The organism is Paenibacillus sp. FSL L8-0436, assembly GCF_038593025.1.
GTDB lineage: Bacteria > Bacillota > Bacilli > Paenibacillales > Paenibacillaceae > Paenibacillus_AQ.
Genome location: NZ_CP151955.1, coordinates 1543936 through 1564849 on the forward strand (window position 1 = coordinate 1543936; position 20914 = coordinate 1564849).

At 48.8% G+C, this 20914-nt stretch carries 22 protein-coding genes, 1 tRNA gene and 1 pseudogene; 13 read left to right on the forward strand and 11 right to left on the reverse strand.

Annotated elements, in window-relative coordinates:
- Nucleotides 1–67: 67 nt before the first annotated feature.
- From NSS79_RS07170 to NSS79_RS07185, 4 genes are all read left to right on the forward strand, one after another.
- The gene (locus tag NSS79_RS07170) at nucleotides 68–607 is read left to right on the forward strand and encodes a peroxiredoxin (RefSeq protein ID WP_038587292.1); all 540 of its coding nucleotides are present in this window, start codon (nucleotides 68–70) and stop codon (nucleotides 605–607) included.
- A 222-nt stretch (nucleotides 608–829) separates the two neighbouring features.
- Nucleotides 830–1237, forward strand: coding sequence for a hypothetical protein (locus NSS79_RS07175; protein ID WP_038587294.1), 408 nt, complete (start codon nucleotides 830–832; stop codon nucleotides 1235–1237).
- A gap of 368 nt (nucleotides 1238–1605) precedes the next feature.
- Nucleotides 1606–2709: an ATP-binding protein gene (locus tag NSS79_RS07180; protein WP_342438813.1), complete on the forward strand. Its 1104-nt coding sequence runs from the start codon at nucleotides 1606–1608 to the stop codon at nucleotides 2707–2709.
- A gap of 152 nt (nucleotides 2710–2861) precedes the next feature.
- The gene (locus NSS79_RS07185; RefSeq protein WP_342438814.1) at nucleotides 2862–4367 is read left to right on the forward strand and encodes a leucyl aminopeptidase; all 1506 of its coding nucleotides are present in this window, start codon (nucleotides 2862–2864) and stop codon (nucleotides 4365–4367) included.
- A gap of 91 nt (nucleotides 4368–4458) precedes the next feature.
- Here the strand turns inward: NSS79_RS07185 and NSS79_RS07190 are convergent, their stop codons facing one another.
- The 4 genes from NSS79_RS07190 to NSS79_RS07205 all read right to left on the reverse strand — a co-directional run bounded on the left by NSS79_RS07190 (nucleotide 4459) and on the right by NSS79_RS07205 (nucleotide 7193).
- Nucleotides 4459–4605 carry a hypothetical protein gene (locus NSS79_RS07190; RefSeq protein ID WP_342438815.1) on the reverse strand — a complete coding sequence of 49 codons (147 nt, stop codon included), beginning with the start codon at nucleotides 4603–4605 and terminating at the stop codon, nucleotides 4459–4461.
- A gap of 110 nt (nucleotides 4606–4715) precedes the next feature.
- Nucleotides 4716–4898 carry a FeoB-associated Cys-rich membrane protein gene (locus NSS79_RS07195; RefSeq protein ID WP_342438816.1) on the reverse strand — a complete coding sequence of 61 codons (183 nt, stop codon included), beginning with the start codon at nucleotides 4896–4898 and terminating at the stop codon, nucleotides 4716–4718.
- 43 nt (nucleotides 4899–4941) lie between these two features.
- Entirely contained in the window at nucleotides 4942–6954 is a 2013-nt protein-coding gene (feoB, locus tag NSS79_RS07200) for a ferrous iron transport protein B (RefSeq protein ID WP_342438817.1), read from the reverse strand.
- Complete coding sequence (locus NSS79_RS07205) at nucleotides 6951–7193, reverse strand: FeoA family protein (RefSeq protein WP_342438818.1); 243 nt, start codon at nucleotides 7191–7193, stop codon at nucleotides 6951–6953. Before NSS79_RS07205 ends, feoB begins: the two co-directional genes overlap by 4 nt.
- 240 nt (nucleotides 7194–7433) lie before the next feature.
- Between NSS79_RS07205 and NSS79_RS07210 the strand changes: the two genes are divergently transcribed.
- From NSS79_RS07210 to NSS79_RS07225, 4 genes are all read left to right on the forward strand, one after another.
- A complete protein-coding gene (locus NSS79_RS07210) occupies nucleotides 7434–8393 on the forward strand; it encodes an aldolase catalytic domain-containing protein (RefSeq protein ID WP_179091808.1) in 960 nt (319 codons plus the stop codon).
- A 180-nt stretch (nucleotides 8394–8573) separates the two neighbouring features.
- Entirely contained in the window at nucleotides 8574–10700 is a 2127-nt protein-coding gene (locus tag NSS79_RS07215; RefSeq protein ID WP_342438819.1) for an EAL domain-containing protein, read from the forward strand.
- A 93-nt stretch (nucleotides 10701–10793) separates the two neighbouring features.
- Nucleotides 10794–10867, forward strand: a tRNA-Gly gene (locus NSS79_RS07220).
- A 443-nt stretch (nucleotides 10868–11310) separates the two neighbouring features.
- Nucleotides 11311–11550, forward strand: coding sequence for a hypothetical protein (locus NSS79_RS07225; protein ID WP_342438820.1), 240 nt, complete (start codon nucleotides 11311–11313; stop codon nucleotides 11548–11550).
- Nucleotides 11551–11683: 133 nt separating this feature from the next.
- Here the strand turns inward: NSS79_RS07225 and NSS79_RS07230 are convergent, their stop codons facing one another.
- Both NSS79_RS07230 and NSS79_RS07235 read right to left on the reverse strand, forming a co-directional pair.
- Nucleotides 11684–12310 (reverse strand): HXXEE domain-containing protein, encoded by a 627-nt coding sequence (locus NSS79_RS07230; protein WP_342438821.1) that lies wholly within the window; start codon nucleotides 12308–12310, stop codon nucleotides 11684–11686.
- 20 nt (nucleotides 12311–12330) lie between these two features.
- Nucleotides 12331–12918 (reverse strand): TetR/AcrR family transcriptional regulator, encoded by a 588-nt coding sequence (locus NSS79_RS07235; RefSeq protein WP_342438822.1) that lies wholly within the window; start codon nucleotides 12916–12918, stop codon nucleotides 12331–12333.
- Between the two features lie 127 nt (nucleotides 12919–13045).
- Between NSS79_RS07235 and NSS79_RS07240 the strand changes: the two are divergent.
- A pseudogene (locus tag NSS79_RS07240) lies at nucleotides 13046–13276 on the forward strand (hypothetical protein); the annotation flags it as partial.
- Between the two features lie 29 nt (nucleotides 13277–13305).
- Here the strand turns inward: NSS79_RS07240 and NSS79_RS07245 are convergent.
- A complete protein-coding gene (locus NSS79_RS07245; protein WP_342438823.1) occupies nucleotides 13306–14661 on the reverse strand; it encodes a dipeptidase in 1356 nt (451 codons plus the stop codon).
- A 157-nt stretch (nucleotides 14662–14818) separates the two neighbouring features.
- Complete coding sequence (locus NSS79_RS07250) at nucleotides 14819–15499, reverse strand: SDR family NAD(P)-dependent oxidoreductase (RefSeq protein WP_342438824.1); 681 nt, start codon at nucleotides 15497–15499, stop codon at nucleotides 14819–14821.
- Between the two features lie 114 nt (nucleotides 15500–15613).
- On the opposite strand from NSS79_RS07250, the gene NSS79_RS07255 reads away from it, so the two are divergent.
- From NSS79_RS07255 to NSS79_RS07270, 4 genes are all read left to right on the forward strand, one after another.
- On the forward strand, nucleotides 15614–16069 hold the full coding sequence (locus tag NSS79_RS07255; RefSeq protein ID WP_342438825.1) for a helix-turn-helix domain-containing protein: 456 nt from the start codon (nucleotides 15614–15616) through the stop codon (nucleotides 16067–16069).
- Nucleotides 16070–16112: 43 nt separating this feature from the next.
- Nucleotides 16113–17066, forward strand: coding sequence for a methyltransferase domain-containing protein (locus tag NSS79_RS07260; protein ID WP_076112686.1), 954 nt, complete (start codon nucleotides 16113–16115; stop codon nucleotides 17064–17066).
- 34 nt (nucleotides 17067–17100) lie between these two features.
- Entirely contained in the window at nucleotides 17101–17718 is a 618-nt protein-coding gene (locus tag NSS79_RS07265; RefSeq protein WP_342438826.1) for an NUDIX hydrolase, read from the forward strand.
- Nucleotides 17719–17920: 202 nt separating this feature from the next.
- On the forward strand, nucleotides 17921–18073 hold the full coding sequence (locus NSS79_RS07270; RefSeq protein ID WP_179091807.1) for a hypothetical protein: 153 nt from the start codon (nucleotides 17921–17923) through the stop codon (nucleotides 18071–18073).
- A gap of 254 nt (nucleotides 18074–18327) precedes the next feature.
- Here NSS79_RS07270 and NSS79_RS07275 read toward each other — a convergent pair whose 3' ends face one another.
- The 3 genes from NSS79_RS07275 to NSS79_RS07285 all read right to left on the reverse strand — a co-directional run bounded on the left by NSS79_RS07275 (nucleotide 18328) and on the right by NSS79_RS07285 (nucleotide 20876).
- On the reverse strand, nucleotides 18328–18546 hold the full coding sequence (locus NSS79_RS07275) for a hypothetical protein (RefSeq protein WP_342438827.1): 219 nt from the start codon (nucleotides 18544–18546) through the stop codon (nucleotides 18328–18330).
- A gap of 26 nt (nucleotides 18547–18572) precedes the next feature.
- Complete coding sequence (gene abc-f / locus NSS79_RS07280; protein ID WP_342438828.1) at nucleotides 18573–20585, reverse strand: ABC-F type ribosomal protection protein; 2013 nt, start codon at nucleotides 20583–20585, stop codon at nucleotides 18573–18575.
- 123 nt (nucleotides 20586–20708) lie between these two features.
- Nucleotides 20709–20876, reverse strand: coding sequence for a hypothetical protein (locus NSS79_RS07285; protein ID WP_179091806.1), 168 nt, complete (start codon nucleotides 20874–20876; stop codon nucleotides 20709–20711).
- Nucleotides 20877–20914 lie beyond the last annotated feature (38 nt).

The window sequence follows — 20914 nt, forward strand, 5'->3', positions numbered from 1 at the left end:
GCCGGTTTCCTCGCGGAGCTGTCACAAGTGGTTGTTTTTCTTACATAATCAAAGGAGGATTTAAGCAATGGCAGAACGTTTGGTAGGTAAACCAGCCCCTGATTTCACTATGGAAACAGTAACGGGCGACGGTAAAGATTTTGGTAAGGTAAGCTTGTCCGACTATCGCGGCAAATGGCTTGTATTCTTCTTTTATCCGCTTGACTTCACTTTTGTGTGCCCGACAGAAATTACAGCATTGAGCGATGCTGCTGCTGATTTTGCAGCACTCGATACAGAAATTCTGGGTGTGAGCATCGACTCGATCCACAGCCACAAAGCATGGCTTACCACACCAAAAGATATGAATGGTCTTGGACAAGTCAACTTCCCGCTTGCTTCGGACATCACGAAGAAGGTTGCCAGTGACTACGGCGTCCTGATCGAAGAAGAAGGCGTGGCGCTTCGTGGACTGTTCATCATCGATCCTGAAGGCGAATTGAAATATCAAGTGGTTAACCACAATGATGTAGGCCGCAGCGTAGAAGAAACACTTCGTGTTCTGCAAGCCTTGCAATCCGGCGGACTGTGCGCTATGAACTGGAAACCAGGCGACAAGAACCTGTAAGCCTATGTCTTTAAGCGTTCTTTGATATACTAATGAGAACCTCCTTGCGGGAGCAATTCCCGGAAAGGGGGTTTTTTGCAACAAAGAGCCCTTATTTAACGGTATTTCGTTTTAAAACGGGCGCAGAGGTTAATATATAGCCTGAAGGAGAGGAATCTCTCCACGCATCTTGTAATACAATAATACCAAATCAATGGAACTTACCAAGGAGGGTGAACAAGTATGAGCTTTTGCTGTGGAGCGAGTATGGTTGGAACTAAGGGAACCCTAAAACATTATCGCACGCAAGTCCATAATGTTCCCCTGCTTTTTTGTCCGGTATGCCACCGGGTAGAGGTACATTACAAAGTCGAAAATGAGTATGAGATTCTGGCAGAGTATGCTCATGGCGACGGGGTAACTGATGTTGATTTTCAGGACTATGTGATGGAAGACGAGGAAGCGATCTTCGAAAACGTCATTAATGTGGAGAGTGAAGATCCTCTCGCCATTGTGCGGAATCAGATCGATATGGCGCTTGACCTGCTGGCTGTTGCCAAGCAGATCGAAGATACCAAATGGGAACGTGAGCTTAAGAAGCGCCTGGCCGTAATGAGCCAGCGGCGCCATCGCTTGCAGCAGAAAGCATAAGGTCACCAAGAATACGATGGGATAGCCCTGGAATATTTCATTACGGAAGCCTTCGCGGCAGCGAAGGCTTTTTTTTGTAGTATTCCTTAATAATGGACAACCTTTGGTACGGAAAAGAGCGGAATTTTGTTTTGGATCGATATTTAATGTGTCTTAAGAATCATTTTAGAAATATTTTTAGGATTCGACAGTTTCTCCGATTGCGTTGTCTTCTTCTCTTGGATATGATTGGAATATAGTTGAAACGGTTGGATAATATAATACGATTTCCGAATGTTCTGGCGGCTTCGTCATATACTCAAATACATAGTAATTTGATGTCGCTTAAGCGTCTTCGTCAAATGCAGTAAAAGGGGGAACTTCGTATCGTGATAAGCCAATATCAAGAAAGCTTGCTTTTACCGGCAAGAACGTTTCAATCCGGATCAATGGACACTACATATGAGGATGTTCTGGAGCATGTTGACAGTGGGATATTACTTTTTGATGAAGAGGGAGTTCTAACTTTTGTTAATAAACAAATGTATGGCATGCTTGAACTGAACCGCCATTCTCTATTGGGCTGCACGATGGCCCATCTGTTATCCCACATCCAGCTCGGCCGCTTTAAGAAGAAGCAGGTACTGCGGAGTTATCGGGAGATGGTGCAAAAGGGGAAGCAGAGCTATGAATTCGTAGATGAATACGGCCGTTACTGGCGGGCTTCATTATGCTGCGGAGAGCAAATGAAGGGCAGTTATTTGTTTACGGTCAAAGAAATCTCCGATTACAAGCTGATTGAGCAAACTGCTTACCAGAATGACAGCCTGGCTATGCTGGGCAAGCTGTCCGCTTCCATCGCCCATGAGATTCGTAATCCGCTCACAGCGATCCGCGGATTTATTCAATTGCTGCATCCTCATCTACATCAACTGGGCAAAGAAGAATACGGCAGAATTATACTGGCTGAAATTGACCGCGCCAATGACATAATTCATGAATTCCTGACTTCTTCCAAGCCTTCGGTCCCGCAGGTCAGCATGATTCCTGTATCGGCATTGCTTAAAGAGGTTGTCCTGCTTACAGAGAGCGAAGCCTTGATGAAAGGCTGCCAGATTAATCTCCACCCGCTACATGGCGATATGATTATCTCCGGCGATGTCAAGCAAATGAAGCAGGTGGTACTGAATATGATTAGAAATGCATTGGAAGCGATTACAGAGCGAGATGATGACCAAATTGGAAAGATTGAGGTAGGGGCACGCCGGGAAGGGGCGGAGGTCCGTATCTTTATTTCCGACAATGGCAAAGGGATGGATATCTTAACACTGGACAGGTTGTTCAACCCTTTCTTTACGACGAAGGAAAACGGGACGGGGCTTGGGCTGTCCGTAAGTGACAGGATCATCAAGGATCATGGCGGCTGCATCTCTGTAAGCAGCAGAGTCAACGAAGGCACCCGGTTTGTCATTTCTTTGCCGCTTATTCAGTAAAAGGGGGTTCTAGGCGGATTTTTGGACAATACTGAGTTATACTTAATAAGCGAAAGAGGCTGATTCCTGCATTGCACAGCTTAGTGCAGGAATCAGCCTTATCTGCGTTATTAGCCGGATTATTAAAATGGAAGATGATTGGAGGGGTTCTATTGAATATTGAATGGAGCTGCGGCGGCTCAATAGCTGCCATAAAGGGCGATGTTCTTTGCTATATAGTTTCACAAACAGAAATTGAGGCGGGCAGTCTTGCAACAGAGTGGAAGGAGCGAATGGATCCGCTGGTCAAAGCCGGGCTTTTTACGGGCAAGCTGAATCAGACCTATACACTGCCTGCCGGGGAGACATTTGAAATTCCTGTCATTCTGCTGGCCGGGAGTGGCAGCGGAGATTTGGATGCAGAGGAGATCAGGGTGCTGGCGGCCCAAGTATCCCGGGCTGCATTACGGCTGAAGGCGGCAACACTCGTGATGCAGTTACCTGCCGGCTTAAAGGTGAAAGAGCCGGAAATGACTGCTCAGGCGCTTACAGAGGGCTTTGTACTGGGGGCGTACCGGCGCAAACATTATAAGCAGGAGCAGCCTCCGGTCGCAGGATTGACCTCCATTACATTCCATAGTGAGCTGAAGGTAGAAGAAGCTGAGGGGAATAGCTGGAGTCAGGGGATAGAGCGGGGGCTGGCCTTTGGCGAAGCAACGAATCTGGCCCGGGACCTAACCAACCTTCCCGGCAACCAGCTGACGCCGTCTGCGCTTGCGGCCGCGGCGATTGATGTGGCTGAACGTTATGGATTTCCTGCTGAAGTGCTGGATGAACGGGAGATTGAACAGAAGGGCATGGGAGGCTTGCTTGCTGTCGGCAAAGGCAGCATTCATCCGCCCCGTATGATCGTCATTCGCTATCAGGGAACAAACGAGTGGAAGGACGTCGTGGGAATTGTCGGCAAGGGCATCACTTTCGATACCGGCGGCATCTCACTGAAGAGAGCACCAGGCATGGAAGAGATGATCAGCGATATGGGCGGTGCGGCAGCCGTGCTTGGGGTCACAGAGGCGCTGGGCAGGTTGCGCCCGAAGCTCAATGCCGTAATAGTTATTCCTTCTGCCGAAAATATGCCTTCAGCCAGTGCTTTTAAGCCAGGGGATATTGTGACCTCTCTCAGTGGAAGAACCATTGAAGTGCTAAATACTGATGCCGAAGGCCGGATAGTACTGGGAGACGGACTTACCTATGCCCGGGAGTGGGGAGCGGAGCGGTTCATAGACGTAGCTACCCTCACAGGGGCTGTACTGTCCATACTGGGGGATGTTGCCACAGCAGCCGTTACCAATGACCAGATCTTTATGCAGGAGCTCCTGGAGGCTTCCAGGTTGTCCGGGGAGAAGATATGGCAGCTGCCGGTGTATCCCGAGTTCCGTGAGATGCTGAAAAGCGAGGTCGCGGATGTCCGCAATGCTGCCGGGAGATTCGGGGGGGCTACAACAGCCGGATTATTTATCGGCGAGTTCGCTGAAGGCCTGCCCTGGATTCACTTGGACATTGCCGGAACGGCATTCCTCTCCAGGGAGCGGGGGGTTAATCCGAAAGGTGCCACGGGTGTAATGGTCCGGACGTTGCTGGAATATCTGCTGGGAATAAGTCAGCAGCCCCCATCCTAGAGAAAGATCTCACCAAACAAAAAGCCGTAAAGCTCCATCATCCGGAGCTTTACGGCTTTTCCAATGCTGATCATTCATCCGGCAGAGCGGCCTATACGGTTCCGCTGGATTTTTTGGCTTTTACTTGGGAAGTAAAGGACTGTATGCCGTTCATGATCTTGTCGCGGGTATCTTTATTTTTCAGTAAATAGGCTGCTCCCAATGCTACCGTGGTAAATAACGTTTTTTTGGTGTTCATGGTTATTCCTCCTTGGGTATTGGTCTTCGTTGCAGTTGCTTATAACAAACATACCCGTATGGCGGGGAATTCAAACCCGTTTATTTCTTCCTGTCCGTCCGTGCTTACGGTTAAAGCTTGTTATTTGCTGCTCCTCCACCGCAGGAAAACGGGGAGTCCAGGGATGCTGCCGCGCAGGTTTTTCCCTTGTCACAGCCAGCACAAGCCCCCTGTTTGCCCTTTTGAACATGCCGGTAAATCATCCAGCCGGAGTAACCAAACACAGCCGCTATAATTAAAATATTTATTATCATTGCCAAGCCCCGCTTTCATCAAGAAATCTGTTTGTTGGAGATTCTAGGACCATCCCAATAAACGTCCGCCCTGGAAAATAACCAGAGATACGATATATGCCAGTACGAGAGAGTAGCCCATGGAGAAGAAGGTCCACTTCCAAGATGCTGTTTCCTTCTTAATAACTCCTACAGTAGCCAGACAAGGAATATACAACAGGATAAAGGCCATGAAGCTGATTGAGCTTAGCGGAGTAAAGACTTGGGAAATTTGTCCTTCCAGTCCAGCAGCATCCGGAGCATGATAAATAATATTCATGGTAGATACTACGACCTCTTTGGCCAGGAATCCGGGTACAAGCGTTGAGCCTGCCTGCCAGGTCCCAAAGCCAAGCGGGGATAGCAGTGGTGCAATCATCCCCCCGAATTTTGCCAGGAAGCTATGATCCATTTCAACGTTGAATCCGCCGGGACCTGCGTAAGACATCAGCCAAATAATTACCGAGCCGGCGAGGATAATAGTTCCCGCCTTGCGCAGAAAGCCCTTGCCCTTCTCCCAGGTACTGCGGCAAAGCGCTTTGAGCTGCGGCATCCGGTAAGGAGGAAGTTCGATAATAAAGATGGACGATTCATTCTTAAACAGATATTTGGAGAACAGCTTACATAGGATTAGGGCAAACACGACACCCATGACATACATTGCCAGTACGGCAGTGGCCTGCTGGGCCGGAAAGAAGACCGCTGCAAACAGCAGGTATACCGGCAGTCTTGCTGAGCAGGACATGAGCGGCATCAGCAGTGTGGTCAGCATACGGTCTTTGGGCTGTTCAATACTGCGCGCAGCCATAATGGCCGGCACATTGCAGCCGAAGCCGATAATGAACGGGATGAAGGCTTTGCCGTTAAGACCCATCCGCTCCATCGTGCTGTCCATCAACAGGCAGACACGCGCCATGTAACCGGAGTCCTCAAGGAAGGAGATCATCAGGAACAGGATGAAGATCTGTGGAACGAAAACTACCACACCACCAACACCGCCGATAATACCGTCTACAATAAGCGCATGCGTGAAGCCGGAAGCTCCAATGGTTTGAAGCAGGGAAGTCGCGCCTTCACTGATCGGACCGGAAATCCATCCGTCTACAATATCCGATAAAGGTCCGCCTGCCCAGTCAAAGGTTGTTTTGAACATCGCGTACATAAAGGCGATAAACAGAGGTAATCCCAAGAAACGGTGTGTCAAAATGGAGTCGAGTCTTTCCGTCAGATTATGCGGTTTCTGTGCTGTTGTATCCATCGCCGCCAGACATACGGCACGAATATAATCCATACGGATTGAACGAATCCATTGCGGAAGGGTCAACGCCAGCTTCTTGTTCTGTAGTTCGCTTTGACAGTTGTCGCAAATCGTCAACAGGCGGTCTGTATTTACACGTTTCTTGAGCAGTTCAAGGACGACAGGATTTTGTTCCATCAGTTGGAGCGCGACCCAGCGGCGGTTTGGTAAACCCGGGGTATGCTGTAATTCCAGCTCAATCGAAGAAATGGCCGCTTCAGCCAATTCACCATAATCAAGTTTGAAGTTGACCGGGGGAATTGTCGTTCTTTTCTCCAGAACGCTGAGCACTTGTCCGCTTCCTTTGCCGGTTCTGGCGATCAGGGGCAGCACGGTAATGCCGAGACGCTCTTGCAATATTTCATGATCTACAACAATGCCCCGTGCTTTGGCAACGTCGATCATATTCAGACCGAGCACGGTAGGTTTGCCGTATTCCAGCAATTGCAGGGTAAGCAGCAGGTTCCGTTCCAGCTGGGAGGCATCCACAATATTGATCAGGGCTTCCGGCGATTCATCGATCAGGTATTGGGCAGCTACACCCTCATCCCGGGAGAGCGGATGCAGCGAATAGATTCCGGGCAGGTCGATCAGCTTTCCTGCACCGTTTTTCAGGCTGCCGACTTTTTTCTCCACGGTTACACCGGCCCAGTTCCCTACATATTCATAGGAAGAAGTAAGTGTATTAAAAAGGGAGGTTTTTCCTGTATTGGGATTTCCCAAAAGTGCTATTGAACTCATGATACATTCACCTCAATGCGGGAGGCTTCCTTCCGCCGAATGGCAAACAGCTGGCCGTTGCACTCCAGAGTAACAGGCCCCCAGAAAGGTCCTTTTCCCTTGAGCCGGATATTTACGCCTTCGGACACCCCTAGATCAGCCAGACGGCGCCGTAATATGGGGTTCATTCCTTCTATTTTATGGATGGAGCCTGTAGAGCCCGGTTGTAATCGCAGTAAGGAGCAGGATGTAGAAGTCATTTTCTATCCCTCCAAGAGAGACTGATAATCAATCTCATTCATTTTCTTGTACTGTAGCATTTCGTATAGAGATTTACTGTGATTTATGTCATTGTTATGTTGTTGTGAAAATGATACGAAAGAAACCTGGAATTTTCTTTACAACTTCTTCTTCACTAAAGTATGATTGTACGATAATGATTGCATAGTAAGTCTATGCTGGCGGAAATAATGAAGGATATGTGGAAGGGAGAACAAATAGTGAAGAGTAATCAGAGTAAAATTGTAGATTGCACCATTCGTGACGGAGGACTGGTGAACAACTGGGATTTTAGTGTTGAATTTGTGCAGAATCTGTACGCCGGATTGAACGAGGCCGGTGTTGAGTATATGGAAATCGGATATAAAAATTCGCCGAAGCTGCTTAAGGGAGCAGAGGGAGCAGGCCCGTGGCGTTTTCTGAACGATGATTTCCTGCGCAAGGTCATCCCGCAAAAGGGGAACACCAAACTTTCCGCGCTTGTAGATATCGGCCGCGTGGATGTTAATGATATTCTGCCGCGCAGTGAGAGCATGCTGGATCTCATCCGTGTAGCCTGCTATAGCAAGGATGTGGACAAGGCTTTGCAGCTGGTGCAGACCTTCCATGATCTTGGGTATGAGACAACGATCAATATTATGGCTTTGTCGAATGTGATGGAGAATGAACTGCTGGAAGCATTTGAACAAATCCGCGAGAGCGTGGTTGACGTTGTATATATTGTAGATTCTTACGGCAGCCTGGATCATAATGATATTCATTATCTGGTGGAAAAGTTCAGAACGCATTTGCCGAATAAACGTTTGGGCGTACATACCCACAACAATCTGCAATTGGCCTTCTCCAATACTCTTATTGCATCCGAGAAGGGTGTAGAACTGCTTGATGCTTCCTGTTACGGCATGGGCCGCGCCGCAGGCAACTGCCCGACCGAGCTGCTGGTTACCCATCTGAAAAATACAAAATATACGCTGCGGCCTGTTCTGGATATCGTTGAGCGGTTGATGATTCCTCTGCGCGAGAAGGAAGAATGGGGATATATTATTCCTTACATGATCACCGGAACACTGGATGAACATCCGCGCTCTGCAATGGCGCTGCGTTCTTCGGAAGACAAAGATAAGGCTGTAGAATTTTATGACAAGCTTACAACTCCTGAGGTGAACTTTGGAGATAAATAATTGACTACATGCAGAAGCACTGACCTCTATGCCAGGGGAAGGTGCTTTTTTGCTGTTTTTTCTTTTTATAATGCAGAAAGCTGAATGTAACTTTATGGGGTAGCCAAGCCGATATTTATACATAGGACTTAATATATCCGTATATTTTAAAATAGATATCATTTCAGACGCGAGGGACTTATGAGACAAGAAGAGAGAAAGACCATTCAAGCGGCAATAGTAGGAGCTGTGCTGTTCCTTCTAATTCAGATTTTTCGTACACCGCTCAGTAATATTGAGAATCAGAATTGGCTTTCGGCCCTCTATCTTATGATTGGCTGTTGCAATATTGCTTTTGGTTTCGCAATTTTTGCTCAGGGCTGGCTGTTTTTCTCCGATAAATTATCCAAGGCAAGACTTTACACCTCTGCTTTATTTTTTGGAGTATGTATTTTTGATTTCTTACACACGTTAAGCTTTGCAGGTATTCCCGGGATTTCTTCGTACATTACTTCAGAACAATCGCTTTGGCTGCTTACCTTCTCCCGTTTGGCAAGTGCACTTGGAATCCTAGTTATTTTTAGCAGAGAGGACCAGCCGGTATCTGTTAGAGGCAAGAAGAAGGTCTTCAGTGTTGCTGTTTTGCTGATTGTACTTTCTTTGGGGGGAGTAATCTTCAGCCACTCTATTGCTGCGGAACAGTGGGGTTATTCATGGATTAACACACTAAAGCATGTTGTGGATATGGCCGTGCTTTTTATTTATCTGCTTGGAGTAGCTATTATCGTGTACCCGGGCAAAATTGAAAAATCGGCGTCATTGCTCATTATTATCCGTGCGCTGATCTTCTTCGCCATGGGCCAGGTCTTTTTTATGAATCTGTTCAGTATCGGCGAGATGGATTATCTCTTTGGAATGCTTAGCAGCGGAGTAGCCTATTACCTTTTGCTTACCGGCGTCTACCGGCTGACAATTGAAGAGCCTTTTCATGAGAACCAACAGGCGGAAGCGCGGATTAATTATTTGGCGTATCATGATGAATTAACAGGACTGCCGAACAGAAGGTGTCTGATGCAGCGCACCGAAGAAATCGTTCAACGCGGTGAAAAAGACAAGACTCAGGGGTTCTCAGCATTTTTGATTATGAATATCAACCACTTTAAGAACATCAATGATTCTCTTGGTCATTACGCAGGGGACCTGCTGCTGCAGAGGGTTGCAGAGCGCTTAGGAAATGAAGTGAAGTCAAACGAAGAAATGTACAGCATGGGTGGCGATGAGTTCGCTTTTCTGATGACAGACCGCACCGGTGTGGAAAACTGTCTGGTCCGGGCAACAGAGATTTTGCGGTTATTCGAAACACCGGTAAAGCTGGAGTCGGGAGAATACCACATTTCACTAAGTCTCGGAATGAGCATTTACCCTGGAGACGGGGATACAGCAGAAGAACTGATTCAGAACGCAGATACCGCTGTTCATAATGCTAAAGAACAGGGCGTAGAAATCCGCCGCTACATCCCGGCCATGCAGATGAAGGCCAAGGAACGTTTCAAGCTGGAGAATGATCTGCGCAGAGCGCTTGAACGCAATGAGTTCTATCTCGTCTATCAGCCGCAGGTGCAGCTGGATACCGAAGAAATTGTCGGGATGGAAGCACTGCTGCGCTGGGATCATCCCAAGCGCGGACTTGTTTCGCCAATCGATTTCATTCCGATTGCCGAAGAGAGCGGGTTAATTGTTCCAATCGGTGAATGGGTCCTTAGAACGGCCTGCCTCCAGAACAAACAGTGGCAGACAGCAGGGTACCGGCCGATATGTGTCTCGATCAACTTGTCCATGCGGCAGTTTCTTCAACCGAACCTGGACGGCAAAATTGCTGCCATTTTGCAGGAGATCGGGCTTGATCCTTGTTATGTTGATCTGGAAATTACCGAAAGCATGACTCTCGACAAAGAAACTGCCTTTGATCAGCTTAACCGTCTGAAACGGCTGGGGGTGTTCATCAGCATAGATGATTTCGGTACAGGCTATAGCTCGCTCCACTACCTGAAGAATATGCCGATCGACCGGCTTAAGATCGACCGGTCCTTTGTTTCAGAGGTTATGGAAGACAGCAACAACGCAGCGATTGTATCGACGATTACATCTATGGCGCATCACCTGAAGCTTAAGGTAACCGCTGAGGGTGTCGAGAACAAGGAGCAGCTGCAATTTTTACGACAGCAGCATTGTCATGAGGCGCAAGGCTACCTTTTCAGCAAACCTGTCAAGGCGGCTGAATTTGAACAGGCTTTCCTCACACCCTTAGTGGCATCGCCGTCTTCGTAGTGGCATCGCTGTCTTCGTTGCAATTCCGTGAGCCGATAGGGTTGCATTTTATTCATAGGAATGATACAATACTTTTTGTCTTCACTTTGCATTGCGGGTGTAGTTCAATGGTAGAACTTCAGCCTTCCAAGCTGATAGCGTGGGTTCGATTCCCATCACCCGCTCCATACACTTAACTTCGAAATCCTTGTCATGCAAGGGTTTTTTATTTACGCAATTTTCGACATACGGTAGGTGAATTTGTACATGGGGCAGTTCATGGGGCAAATTCTGTGCTATTTGATTCATTGCTTCAAGTGGATCAATCAGAGTGAGGTTGACTGCAACGGTCTCATGCGTGTACCGGTTAGTAGTCTCAAGCTTTGCATGTCTTAAAAACATCTGCATGTTCCTTTAAGCAGCTCCCCTGTTCTCATAGCTTATAGTAACGGAACTACCGTACCCTGCCAGCACTGGCGGGGTATTTTCTTTACGTTCAGGAAAATCATCCTTACCAGTGATATAGAGTCCAATATACATAATGTTCCAAGTGAATTATACTTAATTTCTAGAGTTAGGAAGGGTCTAACCTACCAGTGTAGGGTTACTACTTTTTATGGAGGTGAGTGTTTTGCTGAAAGTACTAAGGGTGATTGGTATTTTATTTAGTGCAGCAACAATCATTCTGGCAATAACATTTTTCGGTAACAGGGATCAAGGGATAATGTCATGGACAATAATGGGGATGTGCGGATCATTGATATTTAATGGAGGGGCTTCTTATTTTAAAACTAAAGATAAAATGGCTGCCGTATCTTCGATTATTGGTATTATACTTTTAATAGTCTCACTTACTCAGTTTTCGTTTTGAAATAGAGGGTGACTTAATTGAACAACAACACATACAAAGTCTTGGAGAGCGGCAGTTGGTTTATGCGTGAACGATTTGAATTTAGAGCATACTTAACCCCAGCCGGGAAGGTCCTGATTTTTTGTTAATGCAGTTATTTGGTCAGATAAGGCCCCATCTGTTTGTCGGAGAAATTAAACGGCGAATGGATATCCTTCAGCCACATATTGCCTTTAATAATTAGGACATATACGGCGATCACAAAATACACGGATCCGATGATCCAGTCCGTCGTGCTTGCCAGATGGTGCGTCGCGATATAGTACAGATACCATCCTCCGATAGGAAAGTGGAAAACCAGCACAGCGAATAGGCCGGGATTATACCATGTTTTGGCTTTGATATTGGCGAAGATGCCATGCCAGATAAACTGGAAAAAGCCCATAAACATTGGAGCCAGCGCCAGCCAAATTACTTTCGGAAAGAAGACCGGAAGGAGATAAAAGACATAGGCGATGACCAGATTAATGATCATTGCCGATTGCGGGTTCAGCGGATAATGCTTCGGCTGTTCACTCTTAAATATAACGATATTGAACAAACCGCCAAAATAGCCGGGCCAGCGATATTCTTCAAATTGATGCGCCAGGATCGCGATGAAGCTGAGCCATAAAATCATACTCAGTTCAGACATGGAACGATGATTCATTACGATTCCGATCGCTGTCGCCGCCGCGACCAGCATCCCCAGATCAGGCCAGTATTTGCGCAAAATATTCATGATTCATCTCTCCTCGGCACTTAGTGGTTGTATAAGTAACGCTCCAGCAGCAGGTCAATCTGACGCTCGACCGGCTTCATTTCGACGCCAGCTCCGACTTCAAGAGTCGGTCTCATCAGTGCAGGCATGAACACGGCTCCAAAGATTTGCATCACCATCATCATTAAAAGTTCTTGATCCTGTTCATTCGTCAGTTCCATAAGCAGACTCTTGACTTTATCGAATCCGATAATCCGCATAAACTCCCCGTACTCCTGCTGCGACGCGAATAAGCCGGCGTCCATTGTAATAATCCGCGTCAACACCTCCGGATACTGCTCCACCCCCCGTACATAATGCAGCAGAAAAATCTTCAAGCGCCGTTCCGGCGGCAGAGACAGATCATCCAGCACATCAAAAGATTCCTGAAAACCCGACAGCAGGATCCGGATCACTTCGCTAATCAGCTTATCCTTAGAGCCGAAGTAATAATTCACCAGCGAAACGTTCGTATTCGAACGTACCGCAATTTTACGGATCGTGATCTTCTCGAATCCTTCCTGCTTGATCATCTCGAGTGCAGTTCGAAGAATGATTTCTTTGGTCTCATTGTTTTTGTCCATATGCATATTCTCCCTCCCTTCAGCATTTTTAAATGATATTTAAAACGTAGTTTAAAACAATGTTTAAATTATTATAGCACCCTTTGCTTTTTGAATCAATAATCGCTTCCTTCAAGCATTCAGGGAGACCAGGCAATCCGTGTCCAGACGAGGAAACTGCTGAGATAACACTCCGCAGGAGTCGTTCATTGGTCATTTTAAGGGTGATGTTTCACTGAAAAATTGCACTACGTTATATGAGATTTAACGGGAAATTAAAGCATACATGACGTGCTACCAACACTACAGCTACCAATGGAACTCAAAAAAAGGAGGCGTCCCAGAAGCCATTACATGGCTTTTGGGACAGCCCCTTTTTAGATAAGCAACTCTCAGTGGAGAATGGCTTCTTGTTTAAACTGTCTTCAGGAACTCGACAATCGTAAGCAGTCCCTTATCGAAATTTTCCAGATTGAAATGTTCATCCGGAGCGTGCAGGTTTTCGTCATCCAGTCCAAAGCCCATCAGAACAACTGGTGCTTTGAGGATACGCGAGAAGCTCTCCATGATTGGAATGGATCCGCCGTCTTTGGTGAAGAGTGCACGAGTGCCGTATACCTTGCCAAAAGCGTCTGCCGCAGTCTGCAGAATCGGATTCGACGGGTCGATGTTGAAGGCACGCGCTTTTTCCATTTGTTTCACATGCAGTTTCGCTCCGGCTTGGATATTCGCTTTCAGATGAGCTTCAACAACATCCAGAATATGCTGCGGATCCTGGTCGCCGACAAGGCGGCAGGTGATCTTGGCATGGGCTTCCTTAGGGATGACCGTCTTGCTGCCTTCACCCTGGAAACCGCCGTAAACCCCATTAAGTTCAAGGGTTGGACGGGCGCCGACACGCTCTACAAAACTGTAGCCTTCTTCGCCGTACAGCTGTTCAAGGCCGAGGGCTTCTCTGATCTTCTCTTCGTTCACACCCTGTTTGCTGAACTCCTCACGCAGTAGAGGGGAAAGCTCAGGGACGCCATCGTAAAAACCATCGACGGCAACACGGCCGTTGCTATCATGCAGCGAGCTCAGCAGGGAAACGAGCGCATGCAGGGCATTTGGCACACCGCCGCCGTAGGAGCCGGAATGCAGGTCTGTCAATGCGGTGTTTACGCTGACTTCAAGTGAGCACAATCCGCGCAGCCCGGTGCAGATGGCAGGGCGTCCGCGTTCCAGCAGGGCTGTATCCGAGACAAGCACGGCATCCGCAGCCAGTTTGTCTCTGCTTGCTTCCAGGAATGGCGGCAGATTCACGCTGCCGATTTCTTCCTCGCCTTCAATGCACAGCTTGATATTGACCGGCAAGGTGCCTTCCTGTTTAAGAATGGCTTCGATCGCTTTGATGTGCATGAAGACCTGGCCCTTATCGTCTGTTGCTCCGCGTGCGTAAAGCTTGCCGTCACGGATTTCTGGTTCAAACGGCGGGGTTGTCCACAAATGAAGCGGATCCACCGGCTGGACATCATAGTGGCCGTATACCAGAAGGGTCGGCTTGCCCGGCGCGTGAAGATAATCGGCATAGATTACTGGATGGCCCGCAGTGGGATGGATTTCGATATTCTCCAGCCCGGCGCGCTTCAGTGTGTCCATCAGCCAATGTGCGGCTGAATTGACGTCTTCCTTGTGCACGGACAGGGCGGAAATGCTGGGAATGGCCAGCCATTCCTTCAATTCGGCAAGCTGAGCTTCACGCTCAGTCTGAAAATAAGTTTCATAAGACATAGTGATATGTACCTCCTTGGAGTTCGCTGCGCAAAACAGGCAGTACAAGCCCTGAGCCTAGAGCTCAGGGCAATGCACCGCCGTCATGGTTTGGCAGTGTAATGCTTCCATTATACTGGAGAACTCACTATGGATCAAAATGGATTGGTGAAGTGGCTTACCAGATAATTGTGGCCGGAGTGACGCCTTGCGGGAAGGTATCCTCGGCTTGTGACTTGCTGGTGTATAAATCATACCATGCATCAGCGATAAGACCCGGGTCTGTAGCTGTACCTGGCTTAATGAATACACCCAGCGCTAAGTGAGCGACGTATATCCCTTGAGGAGCAAGGTCGGTGTGCAGGTTGTTGGCATAGTTGCGCAGCCCGCTTAGCGCAATACCGATATTGCCCATCATCGGCATGGGATAGAGGGAGGAGAGGCCGGTTGTGAACAGGATAGCCCCGTCTTTCTTGGCCAGCATTTCCGGCAAGACCTGCTCCACACTGCGGATAGCGCCTACTACCAGTGCCTGGAACGCATCAAGTGCATTTTCTTCCGTAACCTGTGACGCCGGAGTCGGCGGATAATTGCCGCTGGTTGGACTGAATTCCAGCACGTCGATGAAGCCATACTTTTCTTTGATCCCCTGGAAAGCGGCAGTCAATTGTTCTTTATTGTAAAGATCAGCAGGGAAGGCGGCCGCTTCGATGCCCAGCCCCTTTAATTCGTCCACCAGATGATTTAACTTATCCGCATTGCGGGAAATTAAAGCGACTTGAAAGCCGTTTGTACCAAATTTCTTGGCAATGGAGAGTCCGAGTCCCGGGCCGGCCCCTACGATAGCGATTGTTTTCACTTGATATCAGTTCCCTTCCGGTTGTTGATTACTAACAGTAACCATGATAAACTTAGTTGGCTTGTGCAGCAAGAAGGCACTATTATATGCTCAAGTTACATGGAGGTAACCATAATGGATCGATTATTGACTCAGCAAGACGGTCAGCTGCCGATGCTTGAGGACTGCACCATAGCCCGGCAGATTCTGGACCGGGTTGGAGATAAGTGGAGTGTGCTGATTATCGTGAATTTAGGTGTGGAATCTTTGCGGTTCAAGGAGCTGCAGCGGCGCTCGGGCGGGATTTCGCAGCGTATGCTCACCCAAACGCTCCGCCATCTGGAGCGGGACGGAATAGTCTGGCGCAAAGCGACGCCTACCGTGCCTCTGACCGTTGAATATGGTCTTACAGCATTGGGCGAGTCCTTGCTGGAACCGCTGACCGCCCTTGTTGAATGGGTTAACGGAAATCGTGAAGAAATCGCCGGGGCGAGGATCAGCTATGACAACGGCCATACCGGTGCCGATACAGCAGAATTTATAAATGAAACAGAAACCCCGCCAGCAGCGGGAGCGATAGGAGCGGAATAACGTGTCATTGAATTCATATACAGATCTGAAAGAAGAAGTAAACATGCCTAATAAGGGCGGGAATCCCGCGTATATCTATACTTACGCATGCTCGGAGGACGAGATTTCTTTATGCGGAATGGAGCTGCGCTGCCTGTTTGGCCGGGAGATTCCGCCTGCCATTTTTGCAAGTGAGATTGAAGCGGATGTCAGCCGCAGCCCTTTTATTAAGGAACGGATTGACGTGATGTACGGGGGGGACAGCCTGCAGGAAATTTATAAGCAGACCGAGCAGGTGGAGTTGAACGGCAAAACCTTCAAGGTGATTTTTGTGAAAACCAATGATTTGTCCCCTGCGGATAAAATAGAGTATGATGAACGCAGAATTATTGAGCGGGAGATCGGCCTGCGGATTGAGGGAGAAGCGGATGTGAACCATCCGGAGCTAGTATACGGTATAGTAACGCTGGGCGGCCGATGGTACTTCGGGGCTTATCACAAGAACAAGGCAACCTGGTTCCGGCAGATGAAAAAACCGCGCAGCTATTCTATTGCGCTCAGCACAAGAGTGGCCCGTGCGGCTGTCAATATGGCGGTCCCAACTCCGGCAGGCGTCAAAGTCATTGATCCTTGCTGCGGCATCGGGACAGTAATGGTAGAGGCACTGTCGATGGGTATCAATATCGTTGGCCGCGATATCAACCCCTTTATTGCGGCAGGAGCACGGACGAATATTGCCCATTTCGGCTTCGAGGCTGAAGTGGCGCTGGGAGATATTGCAGACATTGAGGAACATTATGACACAGCCATTGTGGACATGCCTTACAATCTATATTCCAGCATTACCCCTGAGGAACAATATGCCATACTCGTGAACGCCCGCCGGATTGCAGACAGGGTTGTCATCGTGGCTATCGAAGCGATGGATGAGATGATAGAGACAGCAGGATTTGAAATTATCGACCGCTGTGTTGCTAAAAAGGGGATGTTCTCCCGTCATTTAATGCTATGCCAATAATCCTTTTCGATATGTTAATGGAGGCGATAAAACGATGGAACAGAAATGGTTAACTTGGGCGAAGGAGATTCAGGGAATTGCCCAGACAGGTCTTACCTACGCCAAAGACGTGTACGACATCGAACGTTATGAAGCGCTGCGTGAGCTGAGCGTGGACATTCTGGCGAATTATACGTTTGAAAGCAAGGAGCGGATCCGGCTCTCTTTTGCAGGTGAAGGCGGGTACAGCACACCGAAGGTAGATGTGCGCGGCGTTATTTTCCGTGAGGGGAAAATTCTGCTGGTCCGCGAGAAGCTGGACGGCAATTGGGCGCTTCCCGGCGGCTGGGCCGATATTGGACTGTCTCCGAGCGAGGTAGTCGTTAAGGAAATCTCCGAGGAATCGGGTTTTCAGGCGGAAGCAGTCCGTCTGCTGGCCGTGCTGGATAAGAAATTCCATAATCATCCCCCGGAGCCTTATCATGTCTACAAAATGTTTATCCTGTGCAAGATTGTCGGCGGGGAGGCAGCGGAAGGCGTGGAGACCAGCGAGGTGGATTTTTTCGCTGAAGATGAGCTGCCTGAGCTGTCCGTGGAGCGGAATACGGCAGAGCAGCTGCGAACAATGTTTCAATTCTTGAATGATCCGCAGAAGCCGGTAATTTTGGACTAGTTAATTGCATATAATGTACGAAATAGATAAAATATAAGTTTTAATTGAGACAAAAATTGGTTAATATTAATTATGTAAGCCTTTGCATAGAAGGACCGCTGAGCCTTTGTATCTAAAAAATATTTGGAAACACAACTTTTTGGGTCAGGCGGTCTACATTTTTTCCTCTACTGTGTCGATAAGAAATTTAGGAGGGGATCGCATGGAACAAGAAGAGTTAAGACTTCCGCTAACGCAGGAGAATGCAACACGTCCTGCAGAAGGTAATATTGCTACCGGACTGGTCTGGGGCATTCTGATTAGCATTCCTTTATGGATCTCGGTGGTTGGCTGGATCATGGGGATCTGGCACTAAACCTTAATCCTAAGGATTCATCTTCCACTAATTGTAACTATAGAATGAAGGCTGTCTCTTCGTCATGAGGAAGCGGCCTTTTTTAATGGATCAGAACTTATTTCAACTTCGGGACGATACAAGGGTGTATACATAAGCAATGAACAAAAAATGGCTGTGCCTCCTTAACATAAGGAAGGCCAGCCATTTTTGAAAATATAAGAATTACTGGGGCTGTCTGATATCGACAATCTGAAAATTCTCGCAGACTACCTTTATAGTTTTGATGATTGCCTGCGGATTTCGTTCAAATCATAATCGGAGGCGGTTCCTGTCTTAATTCCTTTCAGCACCAGCTCAAGCAATTCGTTGGCAAGCCGGGGATTGTCGCCGAAGGACCACGCGCTGTCATACAGTTCTGCAGCTTCGGGATGGGCTTTGATATAAGTATTCCAATAGGCCTCCACGGCCGGAGTGTCTGTCAATGTTATCACCTTTGCTTTCTCTATGCTTAAGGATGTTATTGGTGTGTCTCTGCTTCGCTCAACCAGGACGCATAGAGGTCATCCAGCTTCTCCTGTGCGGCATCTCTAGTATGCTGAAGCTCAGCCAGTTTTTCCGCATCGCTGGCGATAACGGGATTCAGCATCTCAGCATCAATAAGGCCTAATTGCGCCTCCGCTGCGGCTATTTCCTGCTCCCAGGAGATACCGGAGCGCTGCTTGCGGGAATCGGTGGAACGTTCAGGTTTGGACCCGCTTTTTGCCGGGGGTCCAGATCGTAACTCCGCAGTCTCAGCTAGTTCAGCAGGGACTTTGGATTTGGGCAACGTATCCGGCTTCGCCACTTGTTTGCCGCCTTGGTCGCTCATTTCGGTTTGCAGCCTTGCAGCGGCAGCCTTCTCAGCCTGCTTTTCCTTATAATATTCGTAATTTCCGGAGAAGGAGGTGAAGCGGCCCTGATCAATCGCCCAAAGCTTGCCGAAGCAGCGGTTAATGAAATAACGGTCATGGGAAACCGCCAGCACCGTGCCGGGAAATTCCTCCAGCGCTTCTTCCAGTGCTTCTCGGGAATCAATATCCAGATGGTTGGTCGGCTCATCCAGAATAAGCAGATTTGGCCGGCGGTGCATCAGTATCGCGAAACGCAGCCGTGTCCATTCGCCTCCGGAGAGATTGGTGATGTCCTTAAACACATCGCTGCCGTAGAACAGGAACCGGGCAAGCTGCCCGCGGGCTTCGCCTTCCTCAAGTCCGGCCTCCTCCCGGAAATAGCGCAGCACTGATTGTCCGCCGCCCTCCGGCACTGCCTCCTGGGCAAGATAACCAACGACAGCCCTTGATCCAAGGGTGCAGCTTCCGCTATCCGGGGACTCCTGGCCGAGTATCATCCGCAGCAGCGTACTCTTGCCCGCACCGTTGCCGCCGATTAGTGCGGTAGTCTCGCCATATCGCAGGATGTCACTGGCCTCTGAGAATAGCCTGCGGTTACCGTAACCTTTGGTGATCCGGTCGAGGATGACGACCTGGTTGCCGGTCCGGTCATCCTGCTGCAGCTGCAAATCCATCGATTTGCGCTCCAAAATTGGACGTTTGACCTTGACCATCCGGTCCAGCGCCTTCTGCATCGAGGCCGCCCGGCGGTGGAAGGAAGGGTTCGGCGGATTGGAACGGTTGCCCCATTCAATCAGCCGTTTGATGCTTTCCTGCATCTGCTTGATTTTCTTCTGCTGTTCCTGGTAATCGGCGAACTGCTGAAGCAGCCGGGCTTCTTTCTCCACTTGGTATCCGCTGTAATTCGTGTGATACGTGATGGCTTCGCCATCTTCAATCTCGATGACCTTCTTCACTACGGCATCCAGGAAATAGCGGTCATGAGAGATTGCAAGGACTGTGCCGTCATAAGTCTGGAGGAACTGCTCCAGCCATTCTATGGCCTCCATATCCAGATGGTTGGTCGGCTCATCCAGCAGCAGGATATCAGGACGGCGCAGCAGCAGCTCGGCGAGGCCGACCTTTGTCTTCTCCCCGCCGGAGAGGGAAGCGAACCGGCGGTCGTATTGCCCGGTTCCGATTCCAAGGCCTGCCGCTACACGCTGGATTGAAGCTTCAATCTCATAACCTCCGGCTGCTTCGAACTTCTCCTGCAGACTGCCGTATTCCTTGAGCAGCCTGTTCCAGTCCTGTTCGTCCGTTCCGGCGTTCAGCCCGGACATTTCCTGCTCCAGCTCCCGCAGGCGCTGCTGCCACTCCAGGGGTTTCGCGAAGCTGCGCTGGAGCACGGCATATACCGTCTCGTCGCCGTCCGCTTCCTGGATCTGTGAGAGCAGTCCGATGATGCTGTTTCTGCGGATGGAGATTTGCCCTTGATCGGGACGTTCTTCACTGCTCAGCAGGCGGAAGAGGGTGGTTTTGCCGCAGCCGTTGCGGCCGATCAGGCCGATTTTCTCGCCTTGGCGGATATCGAAGGTGATATCGCTCAGCACAAGCTGGGCACCGTGGTATTTTTGTACGTTTTGACATGAAATGATCATAGGTATTCTCCTTTTAAGAATGCCCTGTCTCCGCTGTCTTTCAAAGGGGATGCCTCCAGGAGGACATCATGGAACAAAAAAAGACCGCAGGGAAATTTCCCCGCGGCCTGTTTGTTCTCCGGTTTATGAGATCCGTTGAAGTGTAGGCAGGAAAGGCATTTCACAATTGTGTAGTGTTATTAAATTCTTGTAAATGGACAGACTTCTCCCGTTGTCGGCATTTACATGAACGATGCCAGCCATAGCGATAGGCAGCCGGCTAATAACACTGTTGGTCCAATTGCGATCCATTCCTCTACACCTCCTTCGATACAAATTTAACAGTAGTT